Origin of the sequence: Ktedonobacter racemifer DSM 44963 (genome assembly GCF_000178855.1) — a bacterium.
Lineage (GTDB): Bacteria > Chloroflexota > Ktedonobacteria > Ktedonobacterales > Ktedonobacteraceae > Ktedonobacter > Ktedonobacter racemifer.
The window spans coordinates 2,441,582-2,467,017 of record NZ_ADVG01000003.1; the positions used below are offsets into that span (position 1 = coordinate 2,441,582).

Annotated in this window: 26 protein-coding genes; 12 read left to right on the plus strand and 14 right to left on the minus strand. The window is 52.9% G+C overall.

The annotated features are described in order from the left end of the window. Positions 1 to 31: 31 nt before the first annotated feature. Together KRAC_RS78645 and KRAC_RS39765 are read right to left on the minus strand one after the other, a co-directional pair. Positions 32 to 520, minus strand: coding sequence for a response regulator transcription factor (locus tag KRAC_RS78645; protein ID WP_040445737.1), 489 nt, complete (start codon positions 518 to 520; stop codon positions 32 to 34). Between the two features lie 41 nt (positions 521 to 561). Further along, positions 562 to 2,844 carry a winged helix-turn-helix domain-containing protein gene (locus KRAC_RS39765; protein WP_040445738.1) on the minus strand — a complete coding sequence of 761 codons (2,283 nt, stop codon included), beginning with the start codon at positions 2,842 to 2,844 and terminating at the stop codon, positions 562 to 564. Between the two features lie 382 nt (positions 2,845 to 3,226). Between KRAC_RS39765 and KRAC_RS72265 the strand changes: the two genes are divergently transcribed. The 6 genes from KRAC_RS72265 (at position 3,227) to KRAC_RS39795 (ending at position 10,765) form a co-directional block, all read left to right on the plus strand. Next, on the plus strand, positions 3,227 to 3,508 hold the full coding sequence (locus KRAC_RS72265) for a hypothetical protein (RefSeq protein ID WP_040445739.1): 282 nt from the start codon (positions 3,227 to 3,229) through the stop codon (positions 3,506 to 3,508). A gap of 7 nt (positions 3,509 to 3,515) precedes the next feature. Next, positions 3,516 to 3,731, plus strand: coding sequence for a PAS domain-containing protein (locus tag KRAC_RS72270; RefSeq protein ID WP_040445740.1), 216 nt, complete (start codon positions 3,516 to 3,518; stop codon positions 3,729 to 3,731). A gap of 51 nt (positions 3,732 to 3,782) precedes the next feature. After that, positions 3,783 to 3,995, plus strand: coding sequence for a hypothetical protein (locus KRAC_RS39780; protein ID WP_169460996.1), 213 nt, complete (start codon positions 3,783 to 3,785; stop codon positions 3,993 to 3,995). Positions 3,996 to 5,159: 1,164 nt separating this feature from the next. After that, a complete protein-coding gene (locus KRAC_RS39785; protein WP_007917168.1) occupies positions 5,160 to 6,470 on the plus strand; it encodes a PAS domain-containing protein in 1,311 nt (436 codons plus the stop codon). Continuing rightward, positions 6,467 to 7,633 carry a sensor histidine kinase gene (locus tag KRAC_RS63450; RefSeq protein WP_007917169.1) on the plus strand — a complete coding sequence of 389 codons (1,167 nt, stop codon included), beginning with the start codon at positions 6,467 to 6,469 and terminating at the stop codon, positions 7,631 to 7,633. The genes KRAC_RS39785 and KRAC_RS63450 overlap by 4 nt, the downstream gene beginning before the upstream one ends. Before the next feature lie 21 nt (positions 7,634 to 7,654). Beyond that, the gene (locus KRAC_RS39795; RefSeq protein ID WP_007917170.1) at positions 7,655 to 10,765 is read left to right on the plus strand and encodes a PAS domain-containing protein; all 3,111 of its coding nucleotides are present in this window, start codon (positions 7,655 to 7,657) and stop codon (positions 10,763 to 10,765) included. A 23-nt stretch (positions 10,766 to 10,788) separates the two neighbouring features. Here KRAC_RS39795 and KRAC_RS74015 read toward each other — a convergent pair whose 3' ends face one another. Beyond that, positions 10,789 to 11,067: a hypothetical protein gene (locus KRAC_RS74015; protein ID WP_169460997.1), complete on the minus strand. Its 279-nt coding sequence runs from the start codon at positions 11,065 to 11,067 to the stop codon at positions 10,789 to 10,791. A gap of 115 nt (positions 11,068 to 11,182) precedes the next feature. Here KRAC_RS74015 and KRAC_RS69595 point away from each other — a divergent pair, with 115 nt between their 5' ends. Then, the gene (locus tag KRAC_RS69595; protein WP_007917171.1) at positions 11,183 to 14,260 is read left to right on the plus strand and encodes an ATP-binding protein; all 3,078 of its coding nucleotides are present in this window, start codon (positions 11,183 to 11,185) and stop codon (positions 14,258 to 14,260) included. Positions 14,261 to 14,888: 628 nt separating this feature from the next. After that, the gene (locus KRAC_RS39810) at positions 14,889 to 15,305 is read left to right on the plus strand and encodes a hypothetical protein (protein WP_040445743.1); all 417 of its coding nucleotides are present in this window, start codon (positions 14,889 to 14,891) and stop codon (positions 15,303 to 15,305) included. Between the two features lie 54 nt (positions 15,306 to 15,359). Here the strand turns inward: KRAC_RS39810 and KRAC_RS39815 are convergent, their stop codons facing one another. The 6 genes from KRAC_RS39815 to KRAC_RS72275 form a co-directional block, all read right to left on the minus strand. Beyond that, positions 15,360 to 15,611: a hypothetical protein gene (locus KRAC_RS39815; protein WP_007917176.1), complete on the minus strand. Its 252-nt coding sequence runs from the start codon at positions 15,609 to 15,611 to the stop codon at positions 15,360 to 15,362. Positions 15,612 to 15,716: 105 nt separating this feature from the next. After that, positions 15,717 to 16,202 (minus strand): DUF1579 family protein, encoded by a 486-nt coding sequence (locus KRAC_RS39820; protein WP_007917178.1) that lies wholly within the window; start codon positions 16,200 to 16,202, stop codon positions 15,717 to 15,719. A 71-nt stretch (positions 16,203 to 16,273) separates the two neighbouring features. Then, entirely contained in the window at positions 16,274 to 16,816 is a 543-nt protein-coding gene (locus tag KRAC_RS39825) for an SRPBCC family protein (protein WP_007917179.1), read from the minus strand. Positions 16,817 to 16,822: 6 nt separating this feature from the next. Further along, positions 16,823 to 17,173: an ArsR/SmtB family transcription factor gene (locus KRAC_RS78650; protein ID WP_007917141.1), complete on the minus strand. Its 351-nt coding sequence runs from the start codon at positions 17,171 to 17,173 to the stop codon at positions 16,823 to 16,825. Positions 17,174 to 17,251: 78 nt separating this feature from the next. Next, entirely contained in the window at positions 17,252 to 17,443 is a 192-nt protein-coding gene (locus KRAC_RS39835; RefSeq protein ID WP_007917182.1) for a carbon storage regulator, read from the minus strand. Beyond that, the gene (locus KRAC_RS72275; RefSeq protein WP_157507599.1) at positions 17,437 to 17,745 is read right to left on the minus strand and encodes a hypothetical protein; all 309 of its coding nucleotides are present in this window, start codon (positions 17,743 to 17,745) and stop codon (positions 17,437 to 17,439) included. The genes KRAC_RS39835 and KRAC_RS72275 overlap by 7 nt, the downstream gene beginning before the upstream one ends. Before the next feature lie 30 nt (positions 17,746 to 17,775). Between KRAC_RS72275 and KRAC_RS72280 the strand changes: the two genes are divergently transcribed. From KRAC_RS72280 to KRAC_RS39850, 3 genes are all read left to right on the plus strand, one after another. Next, the gene (locus tag KRAC_RS72280; RefSeq protein WP_007917186.1) at positions 17,776 to 17,913 is read left to right on the plus strand and encodes a hypothetical protein; all 138 of its coding nucleotides are present in this window, start codon (positions 17,776 to 17,778) and stop codon (positions 17,911 to 17,913) included. A gap of 47 nt (positions 17,914 to 17,960) precedes the next feature. Beyond that, complete coding sequence (locus KRAC_RS39845) at positions 17,961 to 18,278, plus strand: hypothetical protein (RefSeq protein ID WP_157507601.1); 318 nt, start codon at positions 17,961 to 17,963, stop codon at positions 18,276 to 18,278. Between the two features lie 393 nt (positions 18,279 to 18,671). Continuing rightward, positions 18,672 to 19,100, plus strand: coding sequence for a nitroreductase family deazaflavin-dependent oxidoreductase (locus KRAC_RS39850; protein ID WP_052568961.1), 429 nt, complete (start codon positions 18,672 to 18,674; stop codon positions 19,098 to 19,100). 88 nt (positions 19,101 to 19,188) lie between these two features. Here the strand turns inward: KRAC_RS39850 and KRAC_RS39855 are convergent, their stop codons facing one another. The 5 genes from KRAC_RS39855 to KRAC_RS39870 form a co-directional block, all read right to left on the minus strand. Continuing rightward, complete coding sequence (locus KRAC_RS39855; RefSeq protein ID WP_007917190.1) at positions 19,189 to 20,115, minus strand: carbohydrate kinase family protein; 927 nt, start codon at positions 20,113 to 20,115, stop codon at positions 19,189 to 19,191. Between the two features lie 530 nt (positions 20,116 to 20,645). After that, a complete protein-coding gene (locus KRAC_RS39860; RefSeq protein WP_007917191.1) occupies positions 20,646 to 21,947 on the minus strand; it encodes an RNA-guided endonuclease InsQ/TnpB family protein in 1,302 nt (433 codons plus the stop codon). Between the two features lie 388 nt (positions 21,948 to 22,335). Next, entirely contained in the window at positions 22,336 to 22,485 is a 150-nt protein-coding gene (locus tag KRAC_RS72285; protein ID WP_157507602.1) for a hypothetical protein, read from the minus strand. Between the two features lie 237 nt (positions 22,486 to 22,722). Continuing rightward, complete coding sequence (locus KRAC_RS39865; RefSeq protein ID WP_007917192.1) at positions 22,723 to 24,186, minus strand: sensor histidine kinase; 1,464 nt, start codon at positions 24,184 to 24,186, stop codon at positions 22,723 to 22,725. 3 nt (positions 24,187 to 24,189) lie between these two features. Continuing rightward, on the minus strand, positions 24,190 to 24,876 hold the full coding sequence (locus KRAC_RS39870) for a response regulator transcription factor (protein WP_007917193.1): 687 nt from the start codon (positions 24,874 to 24,876) through the stop codon (positions 24,190 to 24,192). Between the two features lie 251 nt (positions 24,877 to 25,127). Between KRAC_RS39870 and KRAC_RS39875 the strand changes: the two genes are divergently transcribed. Next, complete coding sequence (locus tag KRAC_RS39875) at positions 25,128 to 25,427, plus strand: hypothetical protein (RefSeq protein ID WP_040445749.1); 300 nt, start codon at positions 25,128 to 25,130, stop codon at positions 25,425 to 25,427. Positions 25,428 to 25,436: the final 9 nt, after the last annotated feature.

Here is a 25,436-nt window from a genome sequence, read left to right on the forward strand (position 1 = left end):
GAGAAGCTTCTCGCGTTGTGGTGCTAAAAGCTTACGCTCCTTTCCCAAGGAGACCAAAAGCCCGTGCTCGTGCAACCGCCTGGGTGCGATTGGTGGCTTCAAGTTTGCTGAGGAGATGCGTGATATGATGCTTGACGGTACCAGGTACGATCACCAGGGCTTCCGCAATCTCCTGGTTCGAGGCACCGCGTGCGATCAGGTGTAACACCTCCTGTTCACGTGCGCTCAAGGGGTCCAGTAGCGGTTGTGGGCTCAGGGATGGCTCTTTTTCCAGATGCGTCGGCTGGGGTATCGGCTGCTGGTTGAACGCACGCAAAAGCGTCTCCAGATAGAGGTGATCTTTCGCCTGATGCTCCTGTTTTCTGAGTTGGAAGAGCAAGTCAGCTATGAGGGGCCCTTCATCTACAAAGGAACGGATGTAGCCTTCTGGTGCGCCTAGATGCACGGCCTGCGCCAACAGAGACAACGCATCTTGCTGGAGCTTTAGCATCTGATACGCCTGCGTCTGCAAGAGCCACATTTCCAGCACATGGCTCCACCGCTGCGTGGCCGTTGCTCGTTTCACCAGGGGGGGAGCAGGTGCAACGCATGCTCTGGTTGGGATTCGGCAAGCAGCAGGCGGACGAACGCAACGCGCTGTCGTTCCCGCGCCAGCGGAGAAACCAGCGGCTTCTTCCCCTCCAGATCGCTCACCCAACGTTGTGCCCGTTCCAGATCGCCACCTGCCAACCAGAAACGCATCTGATCGACGTCGCTCCAAAGCGCTGCGCGATACGGCGATGACATGCTTCTCCAGGCGTATTCCATCTGTTGCGAGGCTGTTTTGGCCTCCTCCAGCCTTCCTTGCGAGAGGGCAAGCCGCAATAACAGGGTATAGCCGAGGGGCAAAAACGCCAGGATTTCGGCTTGTTCGCCCAGCTGGATCGCCTCTTCGGCGAGGTGTTGGGCTTCCTCCAACCTGTTCCACTCGTGCAAGATCCTGCCCTGCAACATATAGAGCCAGCACAGCTGAACTGGCTGGTACCCCTCAAGGAGGGTTTGGAGCGCGTGGATCGCCTGCTGGCTCAATTGCCATGCCTGGTGCAATTTCCCCGCCATCAGGCTTTCCCAGACAGCCTCGTGCCAATAGATACTCTCGAGCGCTCGATCGCCCTCCGCTTTGATTCGGCTCCATTCAGCCTGCATAGGCAGCACGCCCAGCTCGACATACCCCTCAGAGACGTTTGCCCGAGCCTGAGCAAACATCATCTGGACCCGCGCGGCCCATTGCTGCTCCTCAAGATGGGTGAGCGCCTCCTGACAGAATGCGCGCTTTGCTCCTGCATCTCCATGATAGAAACCCACAATCGTGGCCTGCAAGGCGGCGATTTCCCCCAGGAGAGACGTTGGTGCCTCTAGTTCGTGTGCACCTCGCGCCATGATTGTCTGTTCTTCTCGCCGATGGGCTCGTGTCCAGGCGCTTCTGGCATCGCGCACCCAGCTTTCGGTGACCTCTGGCGGAGCGATCCAGAAGAGGCTCTGGGCTGTGGCCAGGCATAAACGAGGTCGCTCACGCACAACCTCGCGGGGAAGTTGCTCCATCCAGGAAGGGAGCGACGCGTACTCGAGTTGACTCCAGAGGTCCTGACCGGGAATCTGCTCCATGAGTGTCGCTGCCCAGGACCACTCGTGCGCCTGCAGCGCGTACTGAATCGCTTCACTGCGCATCTTCTCTGCCGCATACCACTGACTGGCCCGCAGATGCAGACGCGGCACTTCTGCGGGAGCAATCTGCTCCAACTGAGCACGTAATGCCTCCGCAAAAAGGGGATGATAGGCATACCACTGACGCTGGTTATCCAGGGGATTGAGAAAGAGATTAGCTCGTTCCACTTGCTCCAGGAAGAGCTGGCTGTCCTGTTGCTCCAGGACGGCATTGCACAGGGAGTTGCACAGGCGGGGTAAGATGGACGTGCGCAGAAGGAACGTCTGCACCTTTTCTTCCTGGCGGTTCAGCACCTCCTGTACCAGATAGTCGAAGAGAGCGGGTTGGTTGCCCTGGAACGCCTGGAGCAGACCTTTGGGCTGCGCCCTCCCCTTGAAAGCGAGCGCCGCCAGTTGCATACCCGCCCACCAGCCCTGGATGCGTGCGTCCACTTGCTCGATTCGCTGCGCGGAAAGCTGAAGATCCATCACATCACGCAGAAAGGCAGTCATCTCCTCTCCGGTTGCACACAATTGCTCGGTGCGTAATTCCAGGATCTGTGCCTGAGCGCGCAGCCGCGCCAAGGAAAAGGGGGGATCCGTTCGTGTCGCGATTACCACACACAGGGGAGGTGGTAGGTGCTGGAGCAGCGAGGCAAGCAGGGCATGGATCACTGGCTCCGTAATCTCCTCATAATTATCCAGTACCAGGACCAGGGGTTCGCTTCGCTGGGCAAGGCCATTGATCAAAGCCGTGAGCATCGCTTGCCAGGAGGGGAGCGGGGTATCGTGGAGGGCCGCAAAGGGAAGCAGCGAGAGCCCAGGCTGGCACTGGTCCAGCGCAGTCAGGAAATCGGTCCAAAACTGAAAGGGAATGTTGTCACTGGCGTCAAGCGACACCCAGGCCACTGGGGGGTGCCCTGGAGGCAACGAGCGCACCCAACTTGCGAGGAGCGTGGTTTTCCCAAAGCCCACGGCGGCGGAGACGAGAATAAGGCGTCGGCGGAGGCCAGCATGGAGCAGGGCCAGCAGATGAGGACGAGCGATGAGCTCATGGGAAGGTGCTGGGGGCAGAAACTTTGTCACAAGCGGAGGATCAGACGAGGCGCGTGGGATAGGTTCGGGTGCGTTGCCGTGTGGTTTCTGGTTCGTATGGTCCATGATCGTTTCTCCTTTATGGAGGAATCCTCGTTAGCCCTTGTGCGGCGAGGAGGTCAATGCTTTGGAACCCGCGTGGGCCCTTGTCCCTGGAAGGAGATCCCTTGCTCCTTGTTGCTGTGGCAACGTTCTTTCTCTCTGACTATCCCCTGTGCATTCACTTTCGCCGACACAGGCAATCGACCAAGATATATGACCTTCATGCTGGGTGCCAATTGTTACTGCTCACCTTCTTCTGTCACCTTCGATCCATGCCTTTCCCTCTCTCTTCTACTATACTCTAAGAGTCAGAGGTCATCCGTCAGCAGAGATGCTGGCGAGACGTGATGTAGAACCCTCTCTACCACATCGAAGCAAAACCGCTTTTTCCTCAAGGATGGGGCATATGAAAGGAAAAAAAGAAGAGAATGACACATCAACTTGCAAACTGCGTATTAATGAGCGAAAAGAAGAGTATCATGCACTCATGGATGCCCTGCCTCAATTTGTCTGGCTCATGCAGTCTGATGGTTCCCTCGTCTATGAGAATCAACGCTGGCGCGACTATCGCCAGTTGCTGTTTCAGCACACTGGAAAACAGGAGAGATTTGCGAATCAGCAGTGTGATGACTCTCCACGCGTCCAGGACAGGCAACGCACACAGCCCGCTAACAGGTTTCCTCTCTGAGCAAGAGATGTGGCTTCAGAACCTTCATCCTGAGGATAAAAAGCGTGTCCTGGCCCTACATCCCCAGGCATGTACAACTGGTGAACCCCACGAGCTTGCATATCGCCTCAGGGATGGACGCACGGGAGCGTATCGCTGGTTCCTCTCACGGCGTGTGCCACTGGGCAATGCAGCAGGGCAGATTGTCTTGTGGGTAGAGACCTGCACAGATCTCGATGACTAGAAACGGACGGAAGATGCCTTGTGCCTGAGCCAGGAACGCGTGAACCTGCTGATGAACTCCAGTCTGATCGGGATCTTTTGTGCCGAAGGGGAGCAGATTGTAGACACCAAAGAGACCTTTCCGCGCGTGACCAGCTCTACCCGCGAAGACCTCCGCGCTGGGCGCATGAACTGGTTGCACATGACCCCTCCAGACGATCTGGCTCAGACCTTCGAGGCCCAGCAGGAACTTTACGCTCGGCCGCAACCTGGCTTCATGATGTGATGGGTAAAATCCCTTCACACGATGGGAACAGTGACAACTGGCAGGCTCTGGCGACGCTATACGATGCTAGAGGTGTATCTCCCTCCCAAGAAATACATCCGAGCTCTCAAACTCCTGGCTAGGCGAGACAAAGATCAGGAAGACATGCACACGCGTGGGTGTGTGTGACACTCCACATGGTCTAAAGACCAGTGGCTTCTCGCAAGTACATTTTCTCCTTGCGAGCTACGCGCATAGCATTGCTGCTATCCGTGGGTCGTGCCATTCGACCAACTACAGGGGAGCAATCGATTATCCCCTGATACTTTTGTACGTTGATTGAAATGCCTACACGTTGCAATTGCTCTCTTTAGCAAGTAGCCGTGGTCTTTGGCTAACACGGTAGCGTTTTTACCCATAGCCCTTCGCTATGGAACCCATACACTATTCAGTTCTCAATGTACTGCTGATCAATTCTTTTCGCGTACAGAAAAAACGGAAGGGCAAGGGCTAAAGCCGCAAACGCCTAACCACGGGATGAATCCCCGTGGCTTGCGGCGGGCTAAAGCCCAATAACGTCATTTGCCAGGATGAATGGGTGTTTCCTGCCATGATTAATGCCAATGATTAGCTTGAGAGGCCATTCGAGCCGATTTTCAGCAGTGTTTTCTGCCGCATAATGTGCCGAAACATCATAGCTCATCTATTCGTCTCCAACGAAAGTCGCAAGAAAGGCGTCAAATTTGCCAGACAACATGGCGTTAGCCGAGAAGAAGGCGCTTTCAGAGCGGCGTCATTTTCTGCCAGATAACCTGGCGGCGACATACGAAAAAGTATGTTCTGAATGACATTCATTGGTGCTCCGGCGAGTGTCTGGTGTCACGCCGTATTATGCGGCAGACGCGATCCGCTGAAGCGGCTTGGCCGCGTGGCAGGATATCTGGCAAACAGGTTTTTAATCATGTCAAATGACAAAGGAACTTGGGATATCTTCCCCGCTAAAAGTAGTCATATCTTGTGCGAATTCGATGAAAAACCGTAGAGACTGTTCATGATAGGAAATCACGAATAACGGGGAAATGGAACCAGTAGAGCATAAAAGTATAGTAACCCCTTAGTTAGAAGCTGCTCAACCCAAACAGATATTACAGTCAGCCTGTACCTTGTCATAAGTTGGAGGTTTTCATGTTCGATCGTCTAGATGCAAGTGCTACAATCGTCCCTTCGACAAAACTCAACCGGGCAAAGTCACGCGGTTCTCTTGATGCAGATATTATCATCAAAAATGCACCTGACCCCGTCTTTGTCTCTGACCTGGAAGGCAAGATCCTTTCGGCCAATGATGCTGTCTATGAACTCCTTGGCTTCCGTACCGACGAGGTTTTGGAGCAATCTCTTTCCCGCTTCATCAGTCCTGAAGAGACCCGCGAGTTTACCGCTGCCTTACGCGAGGTGATTGAACGCGGGGTGACCCGTAATGCCTGGCTCAATCCACGTAGTGCTTCTGGAGAGGTCATCCCAACCACGCTCAATGCCTCAGCTTTACGTGATACCGATGGCTGTGTGATTGGCGCAATTGGTATTCTGCGTGACATGCGTGAGCTCGATAAAGCGCGTGCTTATGCCGACAGCCTGATCAAAAATGCACCTGACCCCGTCTTTGTCTCTGACCTGGAAGGCAAGATCCTTTCGGCCAATGATGCTGTCTATGAACTCCTTGGCTTCCGTACCGACGAGGTTTTGGAGCAATCTCTTTCCCGCTTCATCAGTTCTGAAGAGACCCGCGAGTTTACCGCTGCCTTACGCGAGGTGATTGAACGCGGGGTAATCCGTAATGCTCGCTTAAATCCACGCAGTGCTTCTGGGGAAGTCATTCCTACAAGTCTCAATGCCTCAGCGCTGCACGATAGTGATGGCCATGCGATTGGCGCAATTGGCATCTTGCGTGACATGCGTGAGCTCGATAAAGCGCTTGCTTACTCTGATAGTCTCATCAAAAATGCACCCGACCCCGTTTTTGTCTCTGACCTGGAAGGCAAAATCCTGCAAGCCAATGACGCTGTCTATGAACTCCTTGGCTTCCGTACTGACGAGGTTTTGGAGCAATCTCTTTCCCGCTTCATCAGTCCTGAAGAGACCCGCGAGTTTACCGCTGCCTTACGCGAGGTTATTGAACGCGGGGTGACCCGTAATACTCGCTTAAATCCACGCAGTGCTTCTGGAGAGGTCATCCCAACCACGCTCAATGCTTCAGCTTTACGTGATACCGATGGCCATGTGATTGGCGCGATCGGCATTCTGCGTGATATGCGAGCTTATGAGAATATATTACGAGATCTTCAAGAATCTAAAGCAGAACTGCAGGAAAAGATTTTAGATCTAGAGAAGTTTGAAGAAGTGGTTGTAGGCCGTGAGCTGAAGATGATCGCACTTGAAAAACAATTAGGGAGTATCATGCATAGCAGCAAGAAATTTGAGCAAGGACACAATAGATGAATGCGATAGATCTACCAGATGCAGTGGTGATTTCTACGGATGAGATGGAGCGCTTTCAGCGCTTGGAATATGAGCATACAAGTCTTCTGGAGCAACGACAGGCGCTTGAATTGCGTATACACAAAAGTGAGGAGAGACGACGAGCTTTCATACACATTCTCCATGATATGAGTGAGCTCAATAAAAAACTCTGTGATCAGCGTAAGGCGATGATACACATTCTGGCAGATTATGAGCAAGATCGCCGCAGTCTGGCTCAGCAGACAGAACGCCTGGACAATTCTCGGCGCGCGCTCGTGCATATTCTACAGGATTCACACGATTCTAATCTGCGCTTGGAAAAGAGCCGCAAAGCGATGATCCATATCATGAGCGATCTTAAGGAAACCACTGAGGAAGTGAAACGTCAGGAGCGGGAGCTGCTTGAAAAGCAAGAACAATTGGTGCAGGCAGGCAAACTTGCCACGCTGGGAGAACTGACAACTGGAGTTGCTCATGAGCTCAATAATCCTCTGAATAGTATCGGCTTGTTTGTGGGCAACACCATTGATATGATCAGACTAGGCATGGCAGAGACGGAGACGCAACAACTTTTGCAAGAACTGGACAACGCTATGCAACAGGTCCACAAGGCAACCAGCATCATTTCCCATCTGCGTACGTTCGGGCGTGTGGCTTCGGCACGTCACGAACCAATGATACTCGAGCCGGTCGTACGAGGCGCACTGATGCTCCTTCAGGAACAACTACGCCTGCGCCAGATCGAAGTGCATGTCGACTTCCCCTCTGAAGAGGTGAAGGTACTGGGCAGTTCGATCCAATTGGAACAGGTATTCATAAACTTGCTCACCAACGCTCGTGATGCTATGGCATCGAGCAGGGATAAACGCATGACCATCAGTTGTGCGATGCAAAAGAGTATGGTCGAGTTGCATGTAAGCGACACAGGAACGGGTATTCTGCCAGAACTAGAAAAGCGTATTTTCGATCCCTTCTTTACAACAAAAGAGGTTGGGCTAGGAACAGGACTGGGTCTTTCCATTACCTATGGCATTATCCAGGACCATAGAGGCACTATTGAGCTTAAGAATCATCCAGGAGAAGGAGCCGTCTTCATCATCCGGCTTCCCATTCTGGAGCAAAAAGGGGATACAGTTCCTTAAGAAAAGAAAGAGGGAAGCAAAGTGCAGCAACACCAAGAAGGAATAGGACAAGAATATCATCCAAATATCATTTCCTTAATGCAGACAGAACAATTCGATAAAAAACGTAAGCCGCGGATTCTTCTTGTTGATGACGACATGGCAGCACTACAGGCTCTTTCTCGCACATTCATGTTACGTATGAGCGATGTCGATGTAGATACTTCTAGCTCTGCACTGGATGCTCTTGCACAACTACAGAGCAGAGAGTACGACGTGGTAGTGAGTGACATCAAAATGCCGATGATGGATGGCATACAACTATTGTCAAACATTCATAAACGGATGCCCGATATACCAGTTTTGCTTATTACTGGACACGGCGAGCATGAGCTAGCAATGCAGGCCTTACAAGAAGGTGCTTACGATTATACCCTTAAACCCATTGATCGCGATTTTTTTGTGGCCGGCGTACGGCGCGCACTCCAAACCCGTCAGCTGTTTCGTCTCGTACAAGAGAAACAGCAAGCTATCGAGGAGCAGAAACGCACCGAGCAGCAACTCAAAGAAAGCGAGGAAAACTTTCGCGTGCTGGCCGAAATGGTCCCGCAGTTCGTGTGGGTGACCCGATCCGATGGCCGTGTTGACTACTGTAATCAGCGCAGGCGAGACTACATCGGGTTGACGCTTGAGCAGCTACAGAGTGACTGCTGTGCGTATCTCCAGGCCGTCCATCCTGAGGATTGGGAAAGCAGCCGAGCGCACTGGCAGCATGCCCTGGACACGGGAGACATATATGAACACGAACAGCGGATGCGCCAGGGCACGACCGGGGAATATCGCTGGTTCTTAGCCCGCGCCCTGCCCGTGCGCGATGACACCGGCCAGATCATCAAGTGGTTTGGCACCGACACCGATATCGAGGAGCAGAAACGCATCGAGCAGCAGCTCAAAGAAAGCCGGGAGAGCTTGCGTGTACTGGCCGAAGCGGTGCCGCAACTCGTCTGGGTGGCACGACCCGATGGCCAGTTCGAGTACACGAACCAGCGTTGGGATGACTACACCGGGCTCACGCATGAGCCTGGACAAAGCGATCGATGGGCTCATCGCCAATGCATCCATCCCGATGATCGCGAAGGCAATCGAGCGCACTGCCAGCATGCCTTGGCGACAGGAGACATGTTTGAGCACGAACATCGGATCAGAAATGGCCAGACTGGGGAGTATCGCTGGTTTTTAACCCGTGCCCTGCCAGTGAAAGATGACACAGGTCAGGTCCTCAAATGGTTTGGCACCTGCACCGATATCGAGGAGCAGAAGCGGATCGAGCAGCAGCTCAAAGAAAGCGAGGAGAACTGGCGGGTGCTGGCCGAAACGCTGCCTCACCTGGTGTGGGCTGTGCGATCCGATGGCCGTCTGGAGTACGCGAATCAGCATGTGTCTACCTACCTTGGTGCTTTTCCTGACTCCTTCCTGGGCGATGAATGGCGGCAGTTCGTGCATCCGGATGATTATGAGCGTGTTCAGGCAGCTCGACGTCATGTGCTAGAAACCGGTGAACCCTATGAGGGAGAATATCGTCTCAAGGAGCGTCAAACGGGCCGCTATCGCTGGTTTTTAGCCCGCCTCATGCCGGTGCGTGATGAGACTGGCCAGATCGTCAAGCGGTTTGGGACTGCCACCGATATTGAGGAGCAGAAACAAGCGGAGCAGCAGCTCAAGGAAAGCGAGGAGAACTGGCGGGTGCTGGCCGAAATGGTCCCGCAACTCGTGTGGGTGAGACGACCCGACGGCCCGCACGAATATACAAACCAGCGCTGGTGCGACTACACGGGGTTGACGCTTGAGCATATGCGAAGCGACCAATGGGCTCATCTCCAATTCGTCCATCCTGATGATCAGGAAAGCAACCGAGTGCACTGGCAGCATGCCCTGGACACGGGAGCCATGTTTGAGCACGAAGTGCGTCTCAGAAATGCTCAGACTGGGAAGTATCGCTGGTTCTTAGCCCGCGCCATGCCGGTGCGCGATGAAGCAGGCCAGATCATCAAGTGGTTTGGCACCGACACCGACATTGAGGAGCAGAAACGTATCGAGGCAGCCTTGCGCCAGAGTCAGGAGCGGGTGAATGCCTTGATGAACTCCAGTATTATTGGGATCACGATCTCCGAAGGAGAGCAGATTGTCGACGCCAACGACGCCTTTCTGCATATGACGGGGTATACTCGCGAGGACCTCCATGAAGGGCGCATCAATTGGATGCACATGACCCCTCCAGAATGCCTGGCACGTACTTTCGAAGCTCACCAGGAACTGATCGCTCAGCAATCAACGAGCCCCTATGAGAAAGAGTACGTGTGTCAAGATGGCAGTCGCCTTCCGGTGCTTATGGGTCTTGTCGCCTTACCACATCAACCCCATCAGACAATCGGTTTTGTGCTGGATAACTCGGCCCGCAAGGAACTGGAACAACGCAAAGATGATTTTATAAATATGGCCAGCCATGAACTGAGGAACCCGCTTGCCGCATTAAAGATGCAGACCCAATTGGTGCGAAAGCGACTGGAAAAGCAATCCCATCACAAGGCGGCCACCGCACTTTCCAAGGTAGAGGGGCCCATCAAGCAACTGGAACGCCTGATCGCAGAATTACTGGATGTCTCCAGGATCCAGGCGGGCAAACTGGAGTATCAGCAGGAGCCCGTGGATCTCGATGCGTTGCTCCAGGAGGTCACCGAGACCTTGCCGCAAATCTATCCCAGTCATCGCATTCTGGTGGATGGTGCCGTACATACCAGTCTGATCGGGGATCGAGACCGACTGGGACAGGTCTTCGCCAATCTGCTCTGCAATGCCATCAAGTATTCCCCGGGAGCTGAGACGGTCGAGATGGATCTCTCCGCCTCCGACGATATGGTCACGATCCGTGTCCGCGATCATGGCCTGGGCATCCCACGCGAGCAGCGCGATAAGATTTTTGAGCGCTTCTATCGGGTTGCTGGTCCCAGGCAGAAGGCGATCCCCGGCCTGGGCATGGGGCTCTACATTGTCTCGGAGATCGTCAAGCACCATGGGGGAAGCATCACGGTGGACAGCGAGGTCGGAAAGGGCTCGACTTTTACGGTCACCCTCCCCACGATGAGGGAGGCCTGACCGTAGAAAGCAAGCTATAGACGTCATCTGAGCCGGTGAGGGCACGAGATCGGGGTTTGGGCACGGATGGTACGGCGATCACGCACTCGCGCAGGCGGAACATACGCGTCTGGGGCGGGAGCGGTCCAACGAGAGTGGCAGCGTCCGCCCGTGCGCATGCGCGGGATGTCCAGGTGGGGACGCCTTGCAAGACTGGGAACCCGGTTTCTTTCCAGCGTTGCAGGCCGCCCTTCCCGATGGGGGAGCGGGTTGCCCAGGGACGTTCCTCTCAGTGCTCCTGTTTGGGGGGAAAAGCTGTTCACATGTCACAGGTCTTTTACCACTTCCTGTGTGAGGCCATCGAGAGAAGAGGCAATGAGAATCAATCGATCTGGACACGGTAATGCCTTATGGAAAGGGTAGAGAAAGAGGGAATAGATGACAACACGAGCAAACCGCCTTTCCTCACAAGCTAACTCGGCTCGACGCAGCAGAAAGATCTCCTCCTGGTTGCTGTCCCCCTGGTTTGGCTACCTGGCCTGTGTGTTTCTTATCGGGGGCGTATGGCTGCTAGAAAAGCTTAACGAAGCTCTTAACGAAGCTCTCCCACACGCACCGATCTTTCTAGCCACACCTTTTACCATGGTTTCCGTTTTTGTTGCCATGGTATGGGGAATTGGTCCCGCGCTGGTTTCCGTCGCGCTAGGATTGTTTGTTATCGCCAGGTTCCTCTCACCCAGTATAGTTGCCTCTGGCATTCTCACAGATATCTCCCTGGTTGGACCATTTATCTTTGTCCAACTCATGGGGATTGGAGTGGTCATTCAACTGGAGCGATCTCGCCGGAAGCTTCTTGCTACCTCTCAAGCACTCGCCGAAAGCCACCAGCAACTTGAGCGAGCAAATAACGTGAAAGACTATATCATCATGCGCTCATCTCACGAACTGAGAACACCCTTGACGACCATCCTCGGTCGCACGCAGCTTCTTTCCGTCCGCCTCAAGAAGTCTGAAGTAACGCCTGAAAACTGGGCAGCTGTACAGCAATACTTGGAGGTAGTTGAAGCACGCGCGCTCCATCTCCGAGCCCTGATTGATAGCCTCTTTAAGCTGAGCCGTGTTCATGCCGGGGAAATTCCCTTACGGGGAAAGTGCATTGAATTGGGAGCACTCTGCCATAAAATTGTGGAAAATCAGCAGAACCTTTCTGGCCGCTCCATCGAGATCAAGCTTCCGGCACAGCCTCTTCTGCTGCAAGCAAACGAAGAGCTTGTCTCCCAGGTTGTGGTGAATTTAGTCGCGAATGCCATCAAATATTCATCGGAGACCTCTGCCATCCAGATGGGTGCCCAGTCAAATGATCACCAGGTAACGCTCCAGATCCAGAATGACCATCCAGGTCTTTCTCCTGATCAACTCGAACATCTCTTTGAGCCGTTTTATCGCACAACTGATGTCGAGTATTCATCTATCCCAGGATGGGGGCTCGGGCTCACTGTCTGCAAAGAGATTGTTGAGCAGTACGGAGGGCAAATCTGGGCAGAATCTTCAGAAGAAACCGGGGTCTCATTCTTTGTCAAACTCCCGCTCGCGGCAGAGCGATTGAGCATTTCTGAAAGGAACTCTGAGGTGGGTAAAAGTTTGCAACATGTCACACAACCCAAACAGGAACGGGGTGGGGGGATATCTGGAGGGAAGCCTATTCCTCACTCTCGCCCTTTGCAGGGAGCACATACGCAACTCAAACGAGTGAAAGCCATCTGGGAGTCTTTCCCGGATAGTCTCATTGCGTGCGATCGCAACCAGAAGATTGTACGGATCAATACCGCTGCTTGCAAGCTCTTTGAAGTGGCTTCCGAAGCCCAATGCCAAGGAAGAGACTACCGGCAGTTTCTCGAACACTACCTACACGCTGATGAGCCGTCACCATTCGTTTCGAGAGAGCAATGGCTGATGAACCTCGTTCCTGCTGGGAAAGCAGGAGCCAGCTCGCCAGAACAGACCCTTCTGCTGGCTCTCCCTTCTGGGCGCAAGGTCTTCGCCACTGTCCGCTCCTTTCCCGTGGCTGATCAAGAGCGAGGCATAGAAGAAATCGTCTTTGTCTTCCATGAGCTCACCTATTATTCTCAGGCAATCTCCCACCTCCAACATGTCCACAAGGCAACGTTGGACCTACTCACCGCAATCGCGCAGATTCCTGAGCAGATGGACCACATCTTGCCAGAAGAAACCTTCCTCCTCTCGCCTCCGGTGCTCTTCGTGGCTCAGCAGGTGGTGAATGTCATCCGGCAAGTCCTGGATTGTCACCGGGTGATGATGTTCGCTTTCGGTCGTCGAACAGGTCATCTGCATTTTGTCGCAGGAAATGGCTTGGCTGCTGAACAAGAACAGCACTGGCGAGACATTGGGGGACGCTTCCATCCCTTAGACGCAGTTGACGACGCGGTATGCGCTCGCCTCGGCACCAACCAGGAGGTAGTGCTTGCGACTGATCAGTTGCGCACCATTGACTATCTTGGCCAACAACGACCTTTTCCAGCGTACCCTTGCCCTGTGCCTTCTGGCTCCGAGGCGTTCCTGTTCATTCCTCTGTTTCTGGAGCAGCAATGGGTCGGGGCGCTGGTTATCGGCAAAGCGAGTTCTGAGGATGCGTACCCTCCAGAGGAGATTGCGCTCGTGAAAGCAGTCACAGGGCAGACCATGCTGCTCATTGAGGGGATCCACTGTTTTTACGCGCAGGGAGAGAAACAGAAGAAAGCACTTGCCCAGCGCGAAGTGAGTTGCCTGACGGGCGAATTTCTGACCCTGGCCAGCCATGAATTGCGTACCCCACTGACGGGGATCATGGGCAATCTGCAATTAGCACAGCGCCGATTGGAGACCTTAAAAAAACAGCTCGCGCCTCCGTCTGCTCAGATCCGTGAACCCGTTGCCCATATTCAGCGCCCCTTAACAGCTGCCTCGCAGGGTACTCAGCTTCAGCAGCGTATCATCAATGACTTGATCGATGATGCGCGTATCCAGACCCATACGCTCACGTTGTCCTTGAACCCAGAGGATCTGCTTACCCTGCTCAGAGAGGTGGTAGCCAGACAGCAACAAGCTGCCCCAGAGCACACCATCGTGCTGGATGTTCCCTCTCCGGAACAAAGGGTGCCCATCATCGCTGATGCTGGGCGGATCAAGCACGTTCTCAATACCTACCTGACGAATGCGCTCACCTATTCCCCCCCTGGACGGCCTGTGGTGGTGCAGGTAAGAGTTGCGGATGCGCTCGCCCGTGTCTCAGTCCATAATGAGGGGCCGGGCATTGCGAGAGAAGAGCTCGATCATATTTGGGAACGCTTCTATCGTGCCAAAGGGAGTGCCGTCCAGCATGAACTGGATCTGAGCTTCGGATTGGTCCTCTATTTGTGCCGAGTGTTCATTGAACGGCATCAGGGGAGCGTTGGGGTAGAGAGTGCTCCTGATCAGGGAGCCACGTTCTGGTTTACCATCCCATCTCAGGGAGAGTGACCCAAACTCTCCTGCCATGTGGCTCAATCTTTGTGAGCACTGCTGTAGCGCACCGGAGGGGAAGAACGAATGGACGCGACGAGCGATTCAGTTTCGGGGCTCAACTATAGGCGCTGGCTCCAGGTATGGAATACTTCGGGCGTCATTTTCATGACCATCTTCCCTGAGATCGTGCTAAAATCGCGTGCCTTTTTCTCTCTCAAGAGGAAGTCTACCTGAGATGGCCATAAATGCGACCTTTTTCAGGCATTTCTTGGCGCATTCTCCAAGTATCTTGGCGAACATGTTGCGGAATCTGACGCGTGAAGAGAAATGGAAAACGGCAACAGCGTCCCTTGCGATGCTACGCCTTATGAGAGAAGCCGATTCGCTGAACGCGCCTGGCAGAGTGGCAGGTTATCTGGAAAACCGTGTTTTTATCCCGATAAATGACAGATACAGAACACTAGCGCATATTTTCAACAGGCTTCTTTGAACACAGAAAGAAGCCTGTTCTTTGCTGAAAAAACACATGAAGAAAAGGGGAACTTGACGAGGTCTGGTAAAGGTTTTTGATTAACATTTTGAAGCAGATTGGCTCAGGTGGTAAAGATTTTCGCTAACATTTGAAAGGGGGGTGGCAGTAAATATGAGCGAGGAAAACATGAGCAACCATACGATTGAGATGGAACCAATGACTACGTGTGTGAACGAAAGCAACATTTTGCTCCCCAGATTTTTGAGGGTCCCGACATTACCAAAATTTGGCATTCTATTATTTGTGGAATTCTTGCCTCCAAAAAAGCGCTTTCTTGAACTGTGTCTCTCCATTGCACTGGATATGGCTTCTTCAGAGGTCGTATCCAGTGCAAGATCGCATGTGTTAAGAACGCCCGCGTTGTTCTTGCTGGAGAAGTGCTCTCATTTCTTCTTCGGAAAGACAATCAGCTGGACGTTCATTGGCTGGCCATGGCTCTTGTCGCGCGTCACCAATAGTTGCTTCGGTGATCAGGCGTCGGGTAAACCCGAAGGGGAAACGGAACGCGGGATCATCGATTATGTATAATCAAAAGTCAAGCCTTTCCCCGCCCTGATCTTCGCCCAACCTGCTTGATGGAGATCACGCTCGTTTCTGCTTGTCGGACACTTCGAACCTCTCCGTCGGGCTGCTGTAGCCTATCACGCTTACCGATTCCGGCACGTCACTGGTACCGAGCTTGAATCGCCAAAGGACAAAGGCATTTTCAATCCATTCAAAACTTGCAGTGCCTACGACTTTGGTCTCAAGGCTGTCCAGAAACCAGGCGTTGGACATAGTCCAATCCCAGTTGCCTATCAAGACCTCTAGTTCTTTTAACCGTGGTTTTTTCATGACTTTATAAAACCCCTTGTTGTAAATCCCAACATGAAACTAGTCCTTTTTACAACAATTATCCTGGTGGGTAAACTCCTAAGGAAAAAGATGTCTATTCAGGGATTATTTCCTATCCTGCACGCGGGTCATGGTTGCGTCGTATGCTGCACCATCTGTAACTTCTGCTCCTTCATCTGGTCGCCAACCGCCGTCGAGGGTGTTGCCATCTTCACTGAGTGTACCTGTATACTTCGCCCCTTTCGTCCAGTGAGTGACAATGTTGCCTTGAACATCCCATTCGTATGGAAGAACATTCCCTGACATATCTGAATAGACGTTTGAAGGGAACGCCTGACTGGTTGGATCATAGGAGATGATTTCCACGCTCTGGCTTCTCACCCCCTTAAAGGTTATCTCGCCTCTGATCTGCAGAAAAAATTCACCTGGTAACCACTCAAAAGTAGACCATCCACTAATGTTGTCCTCTTTCGAGTTCAGCGTCCGACCTTTTAATTCCCATGTGCCGACCAATTTTTCCAGGCGCGAGAGGGCAGGATCGGGTTGGGGTCGGGACATGTGCATTGATGATGTGTTTTCGTTCTTTGTCATGATACGGAATCTCCTTCTTTGCAATTTCTGTCCTTTTTGAGGATTCTTTACGGAGTCAGGTTGGGATCTCGCTACTCACCTTCTCCGTTGCGCCGAGACAATGTGACACGTCTGCGCATCTCAGAGCCTCTCCATTTTTTCAGCAGTTCTGCAAGATGCTCATAGGTCTCAGTGACTCCTTCTACTGCACCACCCTGGAGCATATTGTCGCGATCAGCAACTGATTGGAAAACAGATTGGGCCATGACCCTGGTTCTCCCACCAGGCAATGCCTTAAACCTGATGGTTTCCAGACCTACATGCCCCTTTTCTGGCGCCCCTTCAAATTCAAAGGTGTCAATAATGAGTTCTGGAGCAAGAACTTCGTGATACACCCCGTGAAATGCATGCGCATTGCCATTTTGATCTGTGTGGAAATATCGCCAACGTCCACCGCGCTCTGGCTCAAACACGTCAAGCGTCATAGTGAATCTTCTTGGTCCATACCATTGAGTGTAAAGCGCCGGGTCGGTGAACGCTTTAAAAACAAGCTCTCGTGGTGCATCAAATTCCCGTGCGATAATTATTTCTGTTTTTCCTGGCTCTGCACTTATATTTGTTTCATTTGTTGACATCGAATGTTATTCATCTTCTTTCTTGTCTGTTCCTACGAGTTTCTTTTTCTCCATTTCAAGCACCGCATCTAATGTATCAAAGCTTTCGCTCCACCGCTGTTTCATTTGCAAAACCCATTCTTCAAAGTGAGACAGCATCTGTGGATTGAGGCGATACACATGCTTTTGCGCACGTTTCTCCATCTCCACCAAGTTTGCCTCACGTAAGACCTTGAGGTGTTGTGAGACCGCTTGTGGGCTGAGAGGAAATTGCACATAGATGGCAGTAGCAGGTAACTCCCCACTACTCGCAAGGAGTTCTAAAATGTTCCTTCTTGTTGGATCAGCAAGCGCAACGAACATATCCATAGACAGCATTATAAAGCCTTGGCTTAATTAAGTCAAGGCTTTATATCATACTCGCTTTGTAAGTTTAGAAAGCAAAAGAGACGCACCTTACTCCGGTTTGGTGGTAGGAAGCTTTTGTGAGGGTGGTTGCCGTAGCACGATTTCCTCGCGTACGATATCGACCTCGGGAGGAGCTGTGATCCCGAGTTTTACTTTTCCCTCATGTACCTCGAGCACTTCTACGAGAATATTGCCAGAGATGAGAATTCTCTCTCCTTCCTTGCGCCGTAAAACTAGCATGATGGGTCGTTCCTTTCTTTCGTGAAGGGGTCTAATGGCACTGGCGGGTTCGTAGGTGGTGTTTCCTGCTCTGGAGGCACGATGTACTCTTCGTAGGCACTGGCAACGGCTTTTTTGATCACCTGCCGTTTGCGCAACGCGGGGCGCAGCAGCGGTATCGCGCCTATACCGAAGGCGGAGAAGAGCTGGCAGTCGAATTTGTGGACTGGGCATACTGGCTCATGACTAGAGGGTTTGCGTATAGTCATCTGGAGCGGGTGCTGGAAACTGCGGCACAGAAATCGTCGACTTTTGGCAAGCACTGGGGAAGGCCCCTTCCGCAGGAGATCATTGTGCCAGCCTCAACGCTAAGAGCATTCTGGGCCGAAGGCGGAGCGGAGAGTGTTGTGAGGCAAGGCTATCTCTTTGTCGACCTTGATGGTGAGTTGCTGACCCCTCAGGAATACGAGTTGCATCGTCGACGCTGGTGACCGAAGAATCGAAGTCTCTCTTTGCACCTCAGGGGAGCAATCCAGAAGTGGACTATGAGGTGAGGACCTATCGAGCCTGGGCTGCGTCTAGAACTGGCGCTGCGGAAGAAGGAGAGACCTCGCTGGACCATGTGCCACTATCGGTTCGATGCTGGGCAAGCAAACTTGCGAAATGGATTGAGGGCTGCCCCTATGTGTTGCACGGCCGCCTTGACCCCCTCAGCCAGGAGTATGTGATTGAGGTAAGGGAACGCGAGAAACCAGAGAACTCCTGGCTCCTGGAGGATGCAGATCAGATGCTCCGATGGATGCGATGGTATCACTCTTCCCAGGCTGAGCAACGAACACCTCGAAAGTTGGTATGAGGAGTAGTGCCAGGGCTATGAATGTCCTATAGACATAGTAGTAATATGATCAAGCTAAAACGCATCAAAAGAATGGGCTATGGCAGAGCGGAATTTCCCTTCCTTCGCCAGCGTGTGCTCCACGCCTTGTGGCATGTTTGAACATGGAAATCTCTCCTTTTCATGAAGCAAGCAACCTGAATCACCAAAAGCGATATTGGTGGCGAAGTGATTTCTCTGGCTCGAACTGCAGAGATAGAGCCCCTTCGAGTCTGGCACACATGTGGTGATTCGATCCAGGGCTCTGAAAATGATTACCGCAGTCCCTGACCAGGGCCCCATGCCGTGCAGAAATGAGAAACCATGTGCTATAGTAAGCCTGAGTTTCGACTGGGAAGGAAGGGGTTAATTCTGATGGCTTTGTCTCACTTTGTAGTGACCCTGGTTGATCGAGTGATGACCTGGGTCTATGAAAAGAGCGACGGGCGACTCGGAAGTCGCCTGGGGAACATGGGAATGTTGGTACTCCATACAACCGGGCGCAAAAGTGGCGAGAAGCGCAGCCACACTTTGCAGTATATGCCTGATGGAGCCAACTTTGTGATCGTGGCCAGTAATAACGGTCAAGATAGGCATCCAGGCTGGTATCACAATGTACTCAGCAATCCTCATGTGCACATCCAGATTGGACGTCGCCGGCAGGCCGCGCTGGCCATCGTGGCCGGACCGGAGGAGTACGCTCAGCTGTGGCCGCGGCTGATTGCCCAGAATCCCCCATGGGAAGTGTATGCCAGACGCACCACTCGCAAGATTCCCGTGGTGAGCTTGCATCCGCTGGCCTGAAAGAGGAGAGCGTTAGGAACGTCGAATCACCACATTTGTTCCAGGCTCATGCTTCGGATCTGCCCACGGGATGTGTAACGAGATGCTATCATGGATGGTTCCTCGGCGAGCAAAAATCAGGAAAAGCGCCATACCGTTTGAAATATTCCTCTTCGACGTACGCTAGCGAAAGGCTCGACGGTATCAGTTCACGTGAAGTCACGCTGAGTGCGCCCAGAAGTGCACCCAACTGGAGGCAGGTGAGTAGTGTGCATCCATGCGCGTGTCCGTAGAGCACGCCAGCAAAGAAACTATCACCCGCCCCATTGGTATCCATGACGGAGTACCCTGCCAATGCTGGAATCTCGTACCACTCTCCTTGCGGGGTGAGCGCTGTAGCTCCGGCATTGCCATGGGTGCATACCACCAGTTTTTTTCCGCAGACGATCTGTGCTTTCATAAAAGCTCGATAGTCTGGTAACGCATCAGAACTGAGGAAAAGATAGTCCGCGTTTTCCAGGAACTCCTGGTGATAAGGATTGACCCCATCGTAGTTATGCAGGTCACACCAGATCGGTTTCCGGTACTCCCGTGCCAGAGGGAGAATCTGCCGGCAATAATTGAGAATATTGAGCACAACCACATCACACCCGGCAAGAACTGGCCTCAGGCGTTCCAGGTTGATTATGGGCTCAAATGAGCCCGATTCCAGGTAAATGGAAAGACGCTCCTTCTCTCCAGCCATCAAATTAAGATGACGTTCCGTACCACGCGGGTCGTGCTCAAAAAGACACTCAAGGTTTTCCTGAGCAAAGTAGTCGCGGACAGCCTGCCCCTGCACATCGGTGCCAAGCAACGCATGCAGTGTGACCTGAGAGCCCAGGCGATGGAGTGCCAGCGCTTTTCCTGCCCCTGTTCCACCCACCGTTTCATGATAGGCCTGACTGAACACGGTTGCTGAACGCGGTTCAGGCAGTTCTTTCAGGTACACCATCAAATTATAAGAAACGCCTCCTGCGACGATGACCTTCACCATAGCGTTGTTGTTCTCTCATCCTTTGAACTGTAGTGCTGAGGTCCATTCTACCTTCTTTTTTTCCACGTGCAAAGCAGTTGGAGAGAGATGCTCCCAACGTTCTGGTGGGCTTGTGGACATTGACCAGGGGACTCATCTGGGGCGAACTTCTCGATGGTTGATAGCGCAGTGTCAGAAATGCATTGGCCAGGTTACTGACGACGTATTTCCTCGTTGGGGTCATCGGCGACTGAATAGCTCGGCGTTCACTGCACTACGAGCAGGCCACTAACGATCAGGAGCAAAGCATGCACCCTCACTTCTTTCCTTGTCGTTGATACATCTCTACAATTTCTTCCACGATCGTCGCATCCTCTGGCTTCTTGTCTCTGTTGCGAAATGCAACGAGTCGCGGAAATCGTAGCGCATAGCCCGGTTCGTCCCCCACTTTTCCGGCTGTATGGTTTGGCGAGCGGGTAATCTCGTCTGCAGCACCTCTAGGAAGACCAAAAGACCTTTTTGGTCTTTCGTCAGCAAGTCGAATATGCGGTCTACATACTGGTCTGCAAGCTCTTGTTTCGCCTTTTGTAGTGCGTCACCAGATGAAACCAATACCCATGGAGTCTAAGTGACTTCTCCGCATGGTCTCGCAGACCAGCGGCTTCTCGCAAGTACATTTCCTCCTTGCGAGCTACACCGATATGAGGCATGAACCTCAGACCGATGGGGGCAGCCATATCAGCCCCAACTACGTGAGGGATACCCATTTCCCCACGATACTTGTACCGAATGTTGCAGGCTCCTACCAAATCACGATGCCCTTTCCACCCACATGCTTTGTTCGTACAACAGAAATTGCGTCCTTGAACCGGGCTTTTGCGCCGTTTCCCACAGACAGGACACGTCTTGCTGGTATAAGACTCTTCCTGTATCTCTACCACCATACCGACTCTTTCAGCCTTGTAGGTGAGTTTGTGTCGAAGAGAGCCAAAGGACCATTGGTGCAATTTTTGATTGTTCTTGGAGCCAACATCGAGGTCTTGTCGAATAGCTCGCACATCACCTATTGCCAAGGTCTGCACACCGTCTTTCTGAAGTGTGGAGATCAATCTTGACGTGCTCTGATGCTCAATAGTTTTGATCTGATTTGCCAATTTCTTCAGTTGTTTTTGCTTTGATCGGACAAGCCTTTTGCGACGACGCGAGCCTTTCTTTTTCGCGTCAATCTTCTTTTGCAACCTTGCTAGCAATTTGTTCCGATATTGCCGCTTCGACCTGAGTAACCGTCCATTGAGGATATAGGTGTGTTCCCCATCGTGACTGACAGCCATATGAATTTCACCTAAGTCGATACCAGCGATCTTGTCTCCGTTCTCTGGGACTGGCAAGAAGCAGGGTTCATAGGTTGCAATGGCTTCGTACTCGGTGCCAGTCCAGCGTATCACCAGTGTTTGTGGCATCGTCCAAGGCCAATCGAGAACAAGAGGCTCATTGCCTTTGCCATTGGAGAGGAGAAGCTTGCCATCTTTCATCCTCATAGCAGAGCGTTTGTACTCAATGCGAAAGTACCACTTACGCCGCCGTGGTGGCTTGGCAGTCGTGTCCGTTTTGCGCCGTTCCCTCCAACTTTTGAGCGAAGCAAAGAACGATTGCACGCAGGCATCAGCCGTATGAGCATGGAGTGTGTTGGAACTGTGCCATCGCATCAGATGCTTGGGCTTGAGCCAGATACCCTTTTTTCTGACCGTACGCCAGAAAGAGACAAGGGTAGCGGTATAGACTTCGCCGCAAGCATGGGCCAGTTCTTCAAGTTGTTTCGTCTTGCCGATCTTGACCCGTTTGATCTGATACATGTCGCTTCCCCTCCTCTCTCTCAACGTATTGCTCTAAGGCCCACATGACTTCGGCGTTAAATGAACGCTTGTGCTTTCCCGCTAATCGGACCAAAGCATCATGGAGTTGCTTTGGATAGCGGGTATTGGTTGCTATAATTTCCTCTTTTATGTTGCCAGTCTAGCACTAATTTAGCAACATTACAACAAGCAAGGGTTAAAACCAGGGACGCCTGACCGCGAGGGATAAATCCCTGCGGCTTGCGGCGGGCTAAAGCCCATAAACGTCACCACACCCCATGCATACATGCAGGGGCTTGCACCTCACCTCCCTCTACCAGGGGATCAGGGGCGGACACATTGACCAGCAGGACAAGCCTGAAGGCCGCTAGGACGGGCGACAAGTGGTTCAACCAACCGCCACTCTCCGGAGAGAGTCGCCCCACCAGGAGTAGAAGGCCACGACACGATTGTAGAGCGCCTGATGCTCCGCGAAGGAGTGGGCTGACTGTGGCGGATACTGCAACGCTTGTCTGATTGTTTTCGTGGCTTTTGCCATTTTTAGTACTTTTCTCTCAAAATATATTGTACCTCTTTTAGAGAGTACTACAATACGTTGGAATTGTCAAACATATGTTCTCTATTGCGCTATGCAAGGGCTAAAGCCGGGACACGCCTCACTGCCGCCGTTGAAACGGCGCAGCTTGCGGCGGGCTAAAGCCCGTTGTGTCATGAGTCAGAGAGTGAGCATGACCACGAACTCCTACGGTAAGCAATCAACCTGCTACTCTTGCGTCTACTCATGATCGAGCAAGGGCAACCGTACTTCAAAACGAGAACCGTGTCCTACCTCACTCTGCACGCAGACTTCTCCGCCGTGCGCGTGGGCGATCCATTGTACGATCGAGAGACCTAAGCCGTAGCTCGTTGCGCTCCCAGGCGCATCACCTGTCTCTTCTGTTGCACGTTGCGGAACTGAACGGGCAGCATCACCTCGATAAAAGCGCTCAAAAAGGGAGGGAAGATGGTGGTTTGCGATGCCTGGCCCGTTATCTTCTATACGTATCCATGCCCGCTTCTTCTCTTCGCCGATCTCACATCCCCCTTCCACGAGGACCCGATCGCCCACGCCCGCTGTATACTTGAGTGCATTCTCGATGAGATTGCTGAAGAGCGAGGTCAGGGCTGCTTGGTCCCCACTTACCCAGAGTGCGGGAAACTCTCCAGGGACCAACTCTATTCCACATTGCTCGGCGAATGGCAGCAGGCGTGCCACGGCCTCAAGGACCACGTCACTCAGATCCACGCGCTCTTTTTTCAGCCCGGCCTGTTCTCCATCCGCACGGGCGAGCAGCAACAAATCGTTCACCAATCGACTCATGCGCGCATTCTCCATTTGAATCGTCTGGAGCACCTGGAGATACTCCTCTGGCGTGTGACAGTGGGCTATCCCCCGGTTAACGGCAAGCGTAATGATCGAGAGGGGTGTGCGCAATTCATGACTGGCATCAGCGGTAAATTGGCGCTGGCGTTTGAACGCCGCTTCCAGACGAGAAAGCATCTGATCGAACGTCGAAGCAAGCTCTCCTAATTCATCGTGGCTCTGGAGGTTCAAGCGCCGGCTGAGATCGGTCTCCTCGATCTCGCGTGCTGTCTGTGTCATGAGCCGGACCGGACGCATGGCCCTGGTAGCCAGCCAGTAGCCACATCCTGCCGCCAGCAGCAGGATTGATGGGCCAGCCAGCCCCATACCCAGGAACAGATACTGGACCACCAGTTGATCTGTCCGTGGGGAACCGACGACAAGGACCTCCTGGGATGGATAGGGAAGGGCTTCTGCGAAGAAGCGATATTCCGTGGGCCCTGCTGTAGCTGAACTTCTCAGCCAACGATCGGTCATCTCCCCTGGAACTGGCAATGCCTGCTGGATCTGCCAGATCATCGCTGGTGTAAGCTGCCCCTGGGTGTGAAGCATCTCGCCGCGAGCATTGAACACCAGCACCACCATCTTCTTGTTGAGAGGATCCGTAGACAGATCTGCCACTCTTAACTGATGAGAGCGTTCATAGGTCGTTACGGACTCCTGCGCTGTGGTGCGCAGATTCCCCTCCAGATTGCGCAAAGCCACCTGGGTGACTACGCCGTACAAAATACCGCAAAACGCCAGGAGGAGTAGCGCCATGACAACCAGATACCAGAGCATCAAACGAACGCGCACACTTCTGAATGGGCCTGGGAGTGACAGAACAGAAAGGGCCATCCATTATCTTCCTTTCTCGTTTGGTGTGCGCAGGCGATAGCCCGCGCCGCGTACGGTTTCCACCAATTTGATCTCGAAGGGATCATCGATTTTCCGGCGCAGGCGGCGTATATACACTTCTATGGCATTCGGTGTTCCAGGCGTATCATAGCTCCAGATATGGTTGGCGATCATATCGTGCGAAAGAATGTGATTGGGATGACGCATCAAGTATTCCAGCAGCGTAAAAAGCATGGTGGTCAGTTCGATCTGCTGACCACCTCGAGTGACCCGATGCGTTGCCAGTTCAATCGTCAGGTCGCCCACGCACAGGACTGGCGTTTTTTGGGGGCTGGTCCGGCGCAGGAGCGCACGCAGGCGGGCGAGTAATTCGCTCAAAGCAAAGGGCTTGACCAGATAATCGTCTGCACCGCTATCGAGCCCCCGCACGCGATCATCAATGGCATCTCGCGCCGTCAGCAGAAGAATAGGCACGGTATATCCGCGCGCACGCAGGGTTCGACACACCTCCAGCCCATCTTTCACTGGCAGCAAAACATCGAGAATGATAGCAGCATAGGGAGCAGACTCGGCAAAGGCCAGTCCCGCATCCCCATCATAGGCAGTATCGACCGCATGCCCTTCATACGTCAGACTCTGCTTGAGTTCATAGTTCAGCTGATGATTATCTTCGACAATGAGAATGCGCATCGGATGCTCCTTTCTTGTCTCGTTCTCGCTTTAAGTATCGTTCAGCAAGCTGACTGCTACCTGACTGTCTTTCTGTGCTTCAGTCAGGTAGCAGTCAGCTTGCTCTGCTACAGTCTCTTGAGGATCGGAACGATCTGAAAGCGAACTGATCGAGGTACCTGAGCATACGCTAGTTGTCTGTCACATCCTACCTCATGATCAAGGAGCGTTCAATATGCTTAACAGACGAGAAAGAGAAAAAAGCGTTGACTATGCAGAATGCAAAACGATCCTCACGTTTGCCCACTGGCAAACGTCGCCTGGTGCGTCTGTCCAGCGCCAGAAAGCAACGTGTGCTGATCGCCGCTCTGGTGCTTCTCATCATGCTTGTTCGTCTCCCGGCATGTGGTGAAGGCGGGAGCACAAAAAACAAAAAGTCATGGTTTGGAAATAGGCAGATTTCTACTATCCGGGCCAGCGACGGACAGGCACGGCGAGAGGCATACGCTGCGTTGCTCGTTCCAGATACTTCCCAGAGGGAATCATCCACGACGTTTTCACTCTCATTTTAAAAGGAGGAG

Bases quoted from the DNA above. Each gene is read 5' to 3' on its own strand.
- KRAC_RS78650 (WP_007917141.1), bottom strand. From the start codon at position 17,173: ATGCTGTCTATGGATATGTTCGTTGCGCTTGCTGATCCAACAAGAAGG.
- KRAC_RS39835 (WP_007917182.1), bottom strand. From the start codon at position 17,443: ATGCTAGTTTTACGGCGCAAGGAAGGAGAGAGAATTCTCATCTCTGGC.
- KRAC_RS72270 (WP_040445740.1), top strand. From the start codon at position 3,516: ATGTGGCTTCAGAACCTTCATCCTGAGGATAAAAAGCGTGTCCTGGCC.
- KRAC_RS39820 (WP_007917178.1), bottom strand. From the start codon at position 16,202: ATGACAAAGAACGAAAACACATCATCAATGCACATGTCCCGACCCCAA.
- KRAC_RS63450 (WP_007917169.1), top strand. From the start codon at position 6,467: ATGAATGCGATAGATCTACCAGATGCAGTGGTGATTTCTACGGATGAG.
- KRAC_RS39855 (WP_007917190.1), bottom strand. From the start codon at position 20,115: ATGGTGAAGGTCATCGTCGCAGGAGGCGTTTCTTATAATTTGATGGTG.
- KRAC_RS69595 (WP_007917171.1), top strand. From the start codon at position 11,183: ATGACAACACGAGCAAACCGCCTTTCCTCACAAGCTAACTCGGCTCGA.
- KRAC_RS39825 (WP_007917179.1), bottom strand. From the start codon at position 16,816: ATGTCAACAAATGAAACAAATATAAGTGCAGAGCCAGGAAAAACAGAA.
- KRAC_RS39850 (WP_052568961.1), top strand. From the start codon at position 18,672: ATGGCTTTGTCTCACTTTGTAGTGACCCTGGTTGATCGAGTGATGACC.
- KRAC_RS39870 (WP_007917193.1), bottom strand. From the start codon at position 24,876: ATGCGCATTCTCATTGTCGAAGATAATCATCAGCTGAACTATGAACTC.
- KRAC_RS39765 (WP_040445738.1), bottom strand. From the start codon at position 2,844: ATGGACCATACGAACCAGAAACCACACGGCAACGCACCCGAACCTATC.
- KRAC_RS39785 (WP_007917168.1), top strand. From the start codon at position 5,160: ATGTTCGATCGTCTAGATGCAAGTGCTACAATCGTCCCTTCGACAAAA.
- KRAC_RS39810 (WP_040445743.1), top strand. From the start codon at position 14,889: ATGAGCGAGGAAAACATGAGCAACCATACGATTGAGATGGAACCAATG.
- KRAC_RS39875 (WP_040445749.1), top strand. From the start codon at position 25,128: ATGCAGAATGCAAAACGATCCTCACGTTTGCCCACTGGCAAACGTCGC.
- KRAC_RS39780 (WP_169460996.1), top strand. From the start codon at position 3,783: ATGAACTCCAGTCTGATCGGGATCTTTTGTGCCGAAGGGGAGCAGATT.
- KRAC_RS39815 (WP_007917176.1), bottom strand. From the start codon at position 15,611: ATGAAAAAACCACGGTTAAAAGAACTAGAGGTCTTGATAGGCAACTGG.
- KRAC_RS39860 (WP_007917191.1), bottom strand. From the start codon at position 21,947: ATGTATCAGATCAAACGGGTCAAGATCGGCAAGACGAAACAACTTGAA.
- KRAC_RS78645 (WP_040445737.1), bottom strand. From the start codon at position 520: ATGTGGCTCTTGCAGACGCAGGCGTATCAGATGCTAAAGCTCCAGCAA.
- KRAC_RS72285 (WP_157507602.1), bottom strand. From the start codon at position 22,485: ATGGCAAAAGCCACGAAAACAATCAGACAAGCGTTGCAGTATCCGCCA.
- KRAC_RS39865 (WP_007917192.1), bottom strand. From the start codon at position 24,186: ATGGCCCTTTCTGTTCTGTCACTCCCAGGCCCATTCAGAAGTGTGCGC.
- KRAC_RS72265 (WP_040445739.1), top strand. From the start codon at position 3,227: ATGAAAGGAAAAAAAGAAGAGAATGACACATCAACTTGCAAACTGCGT.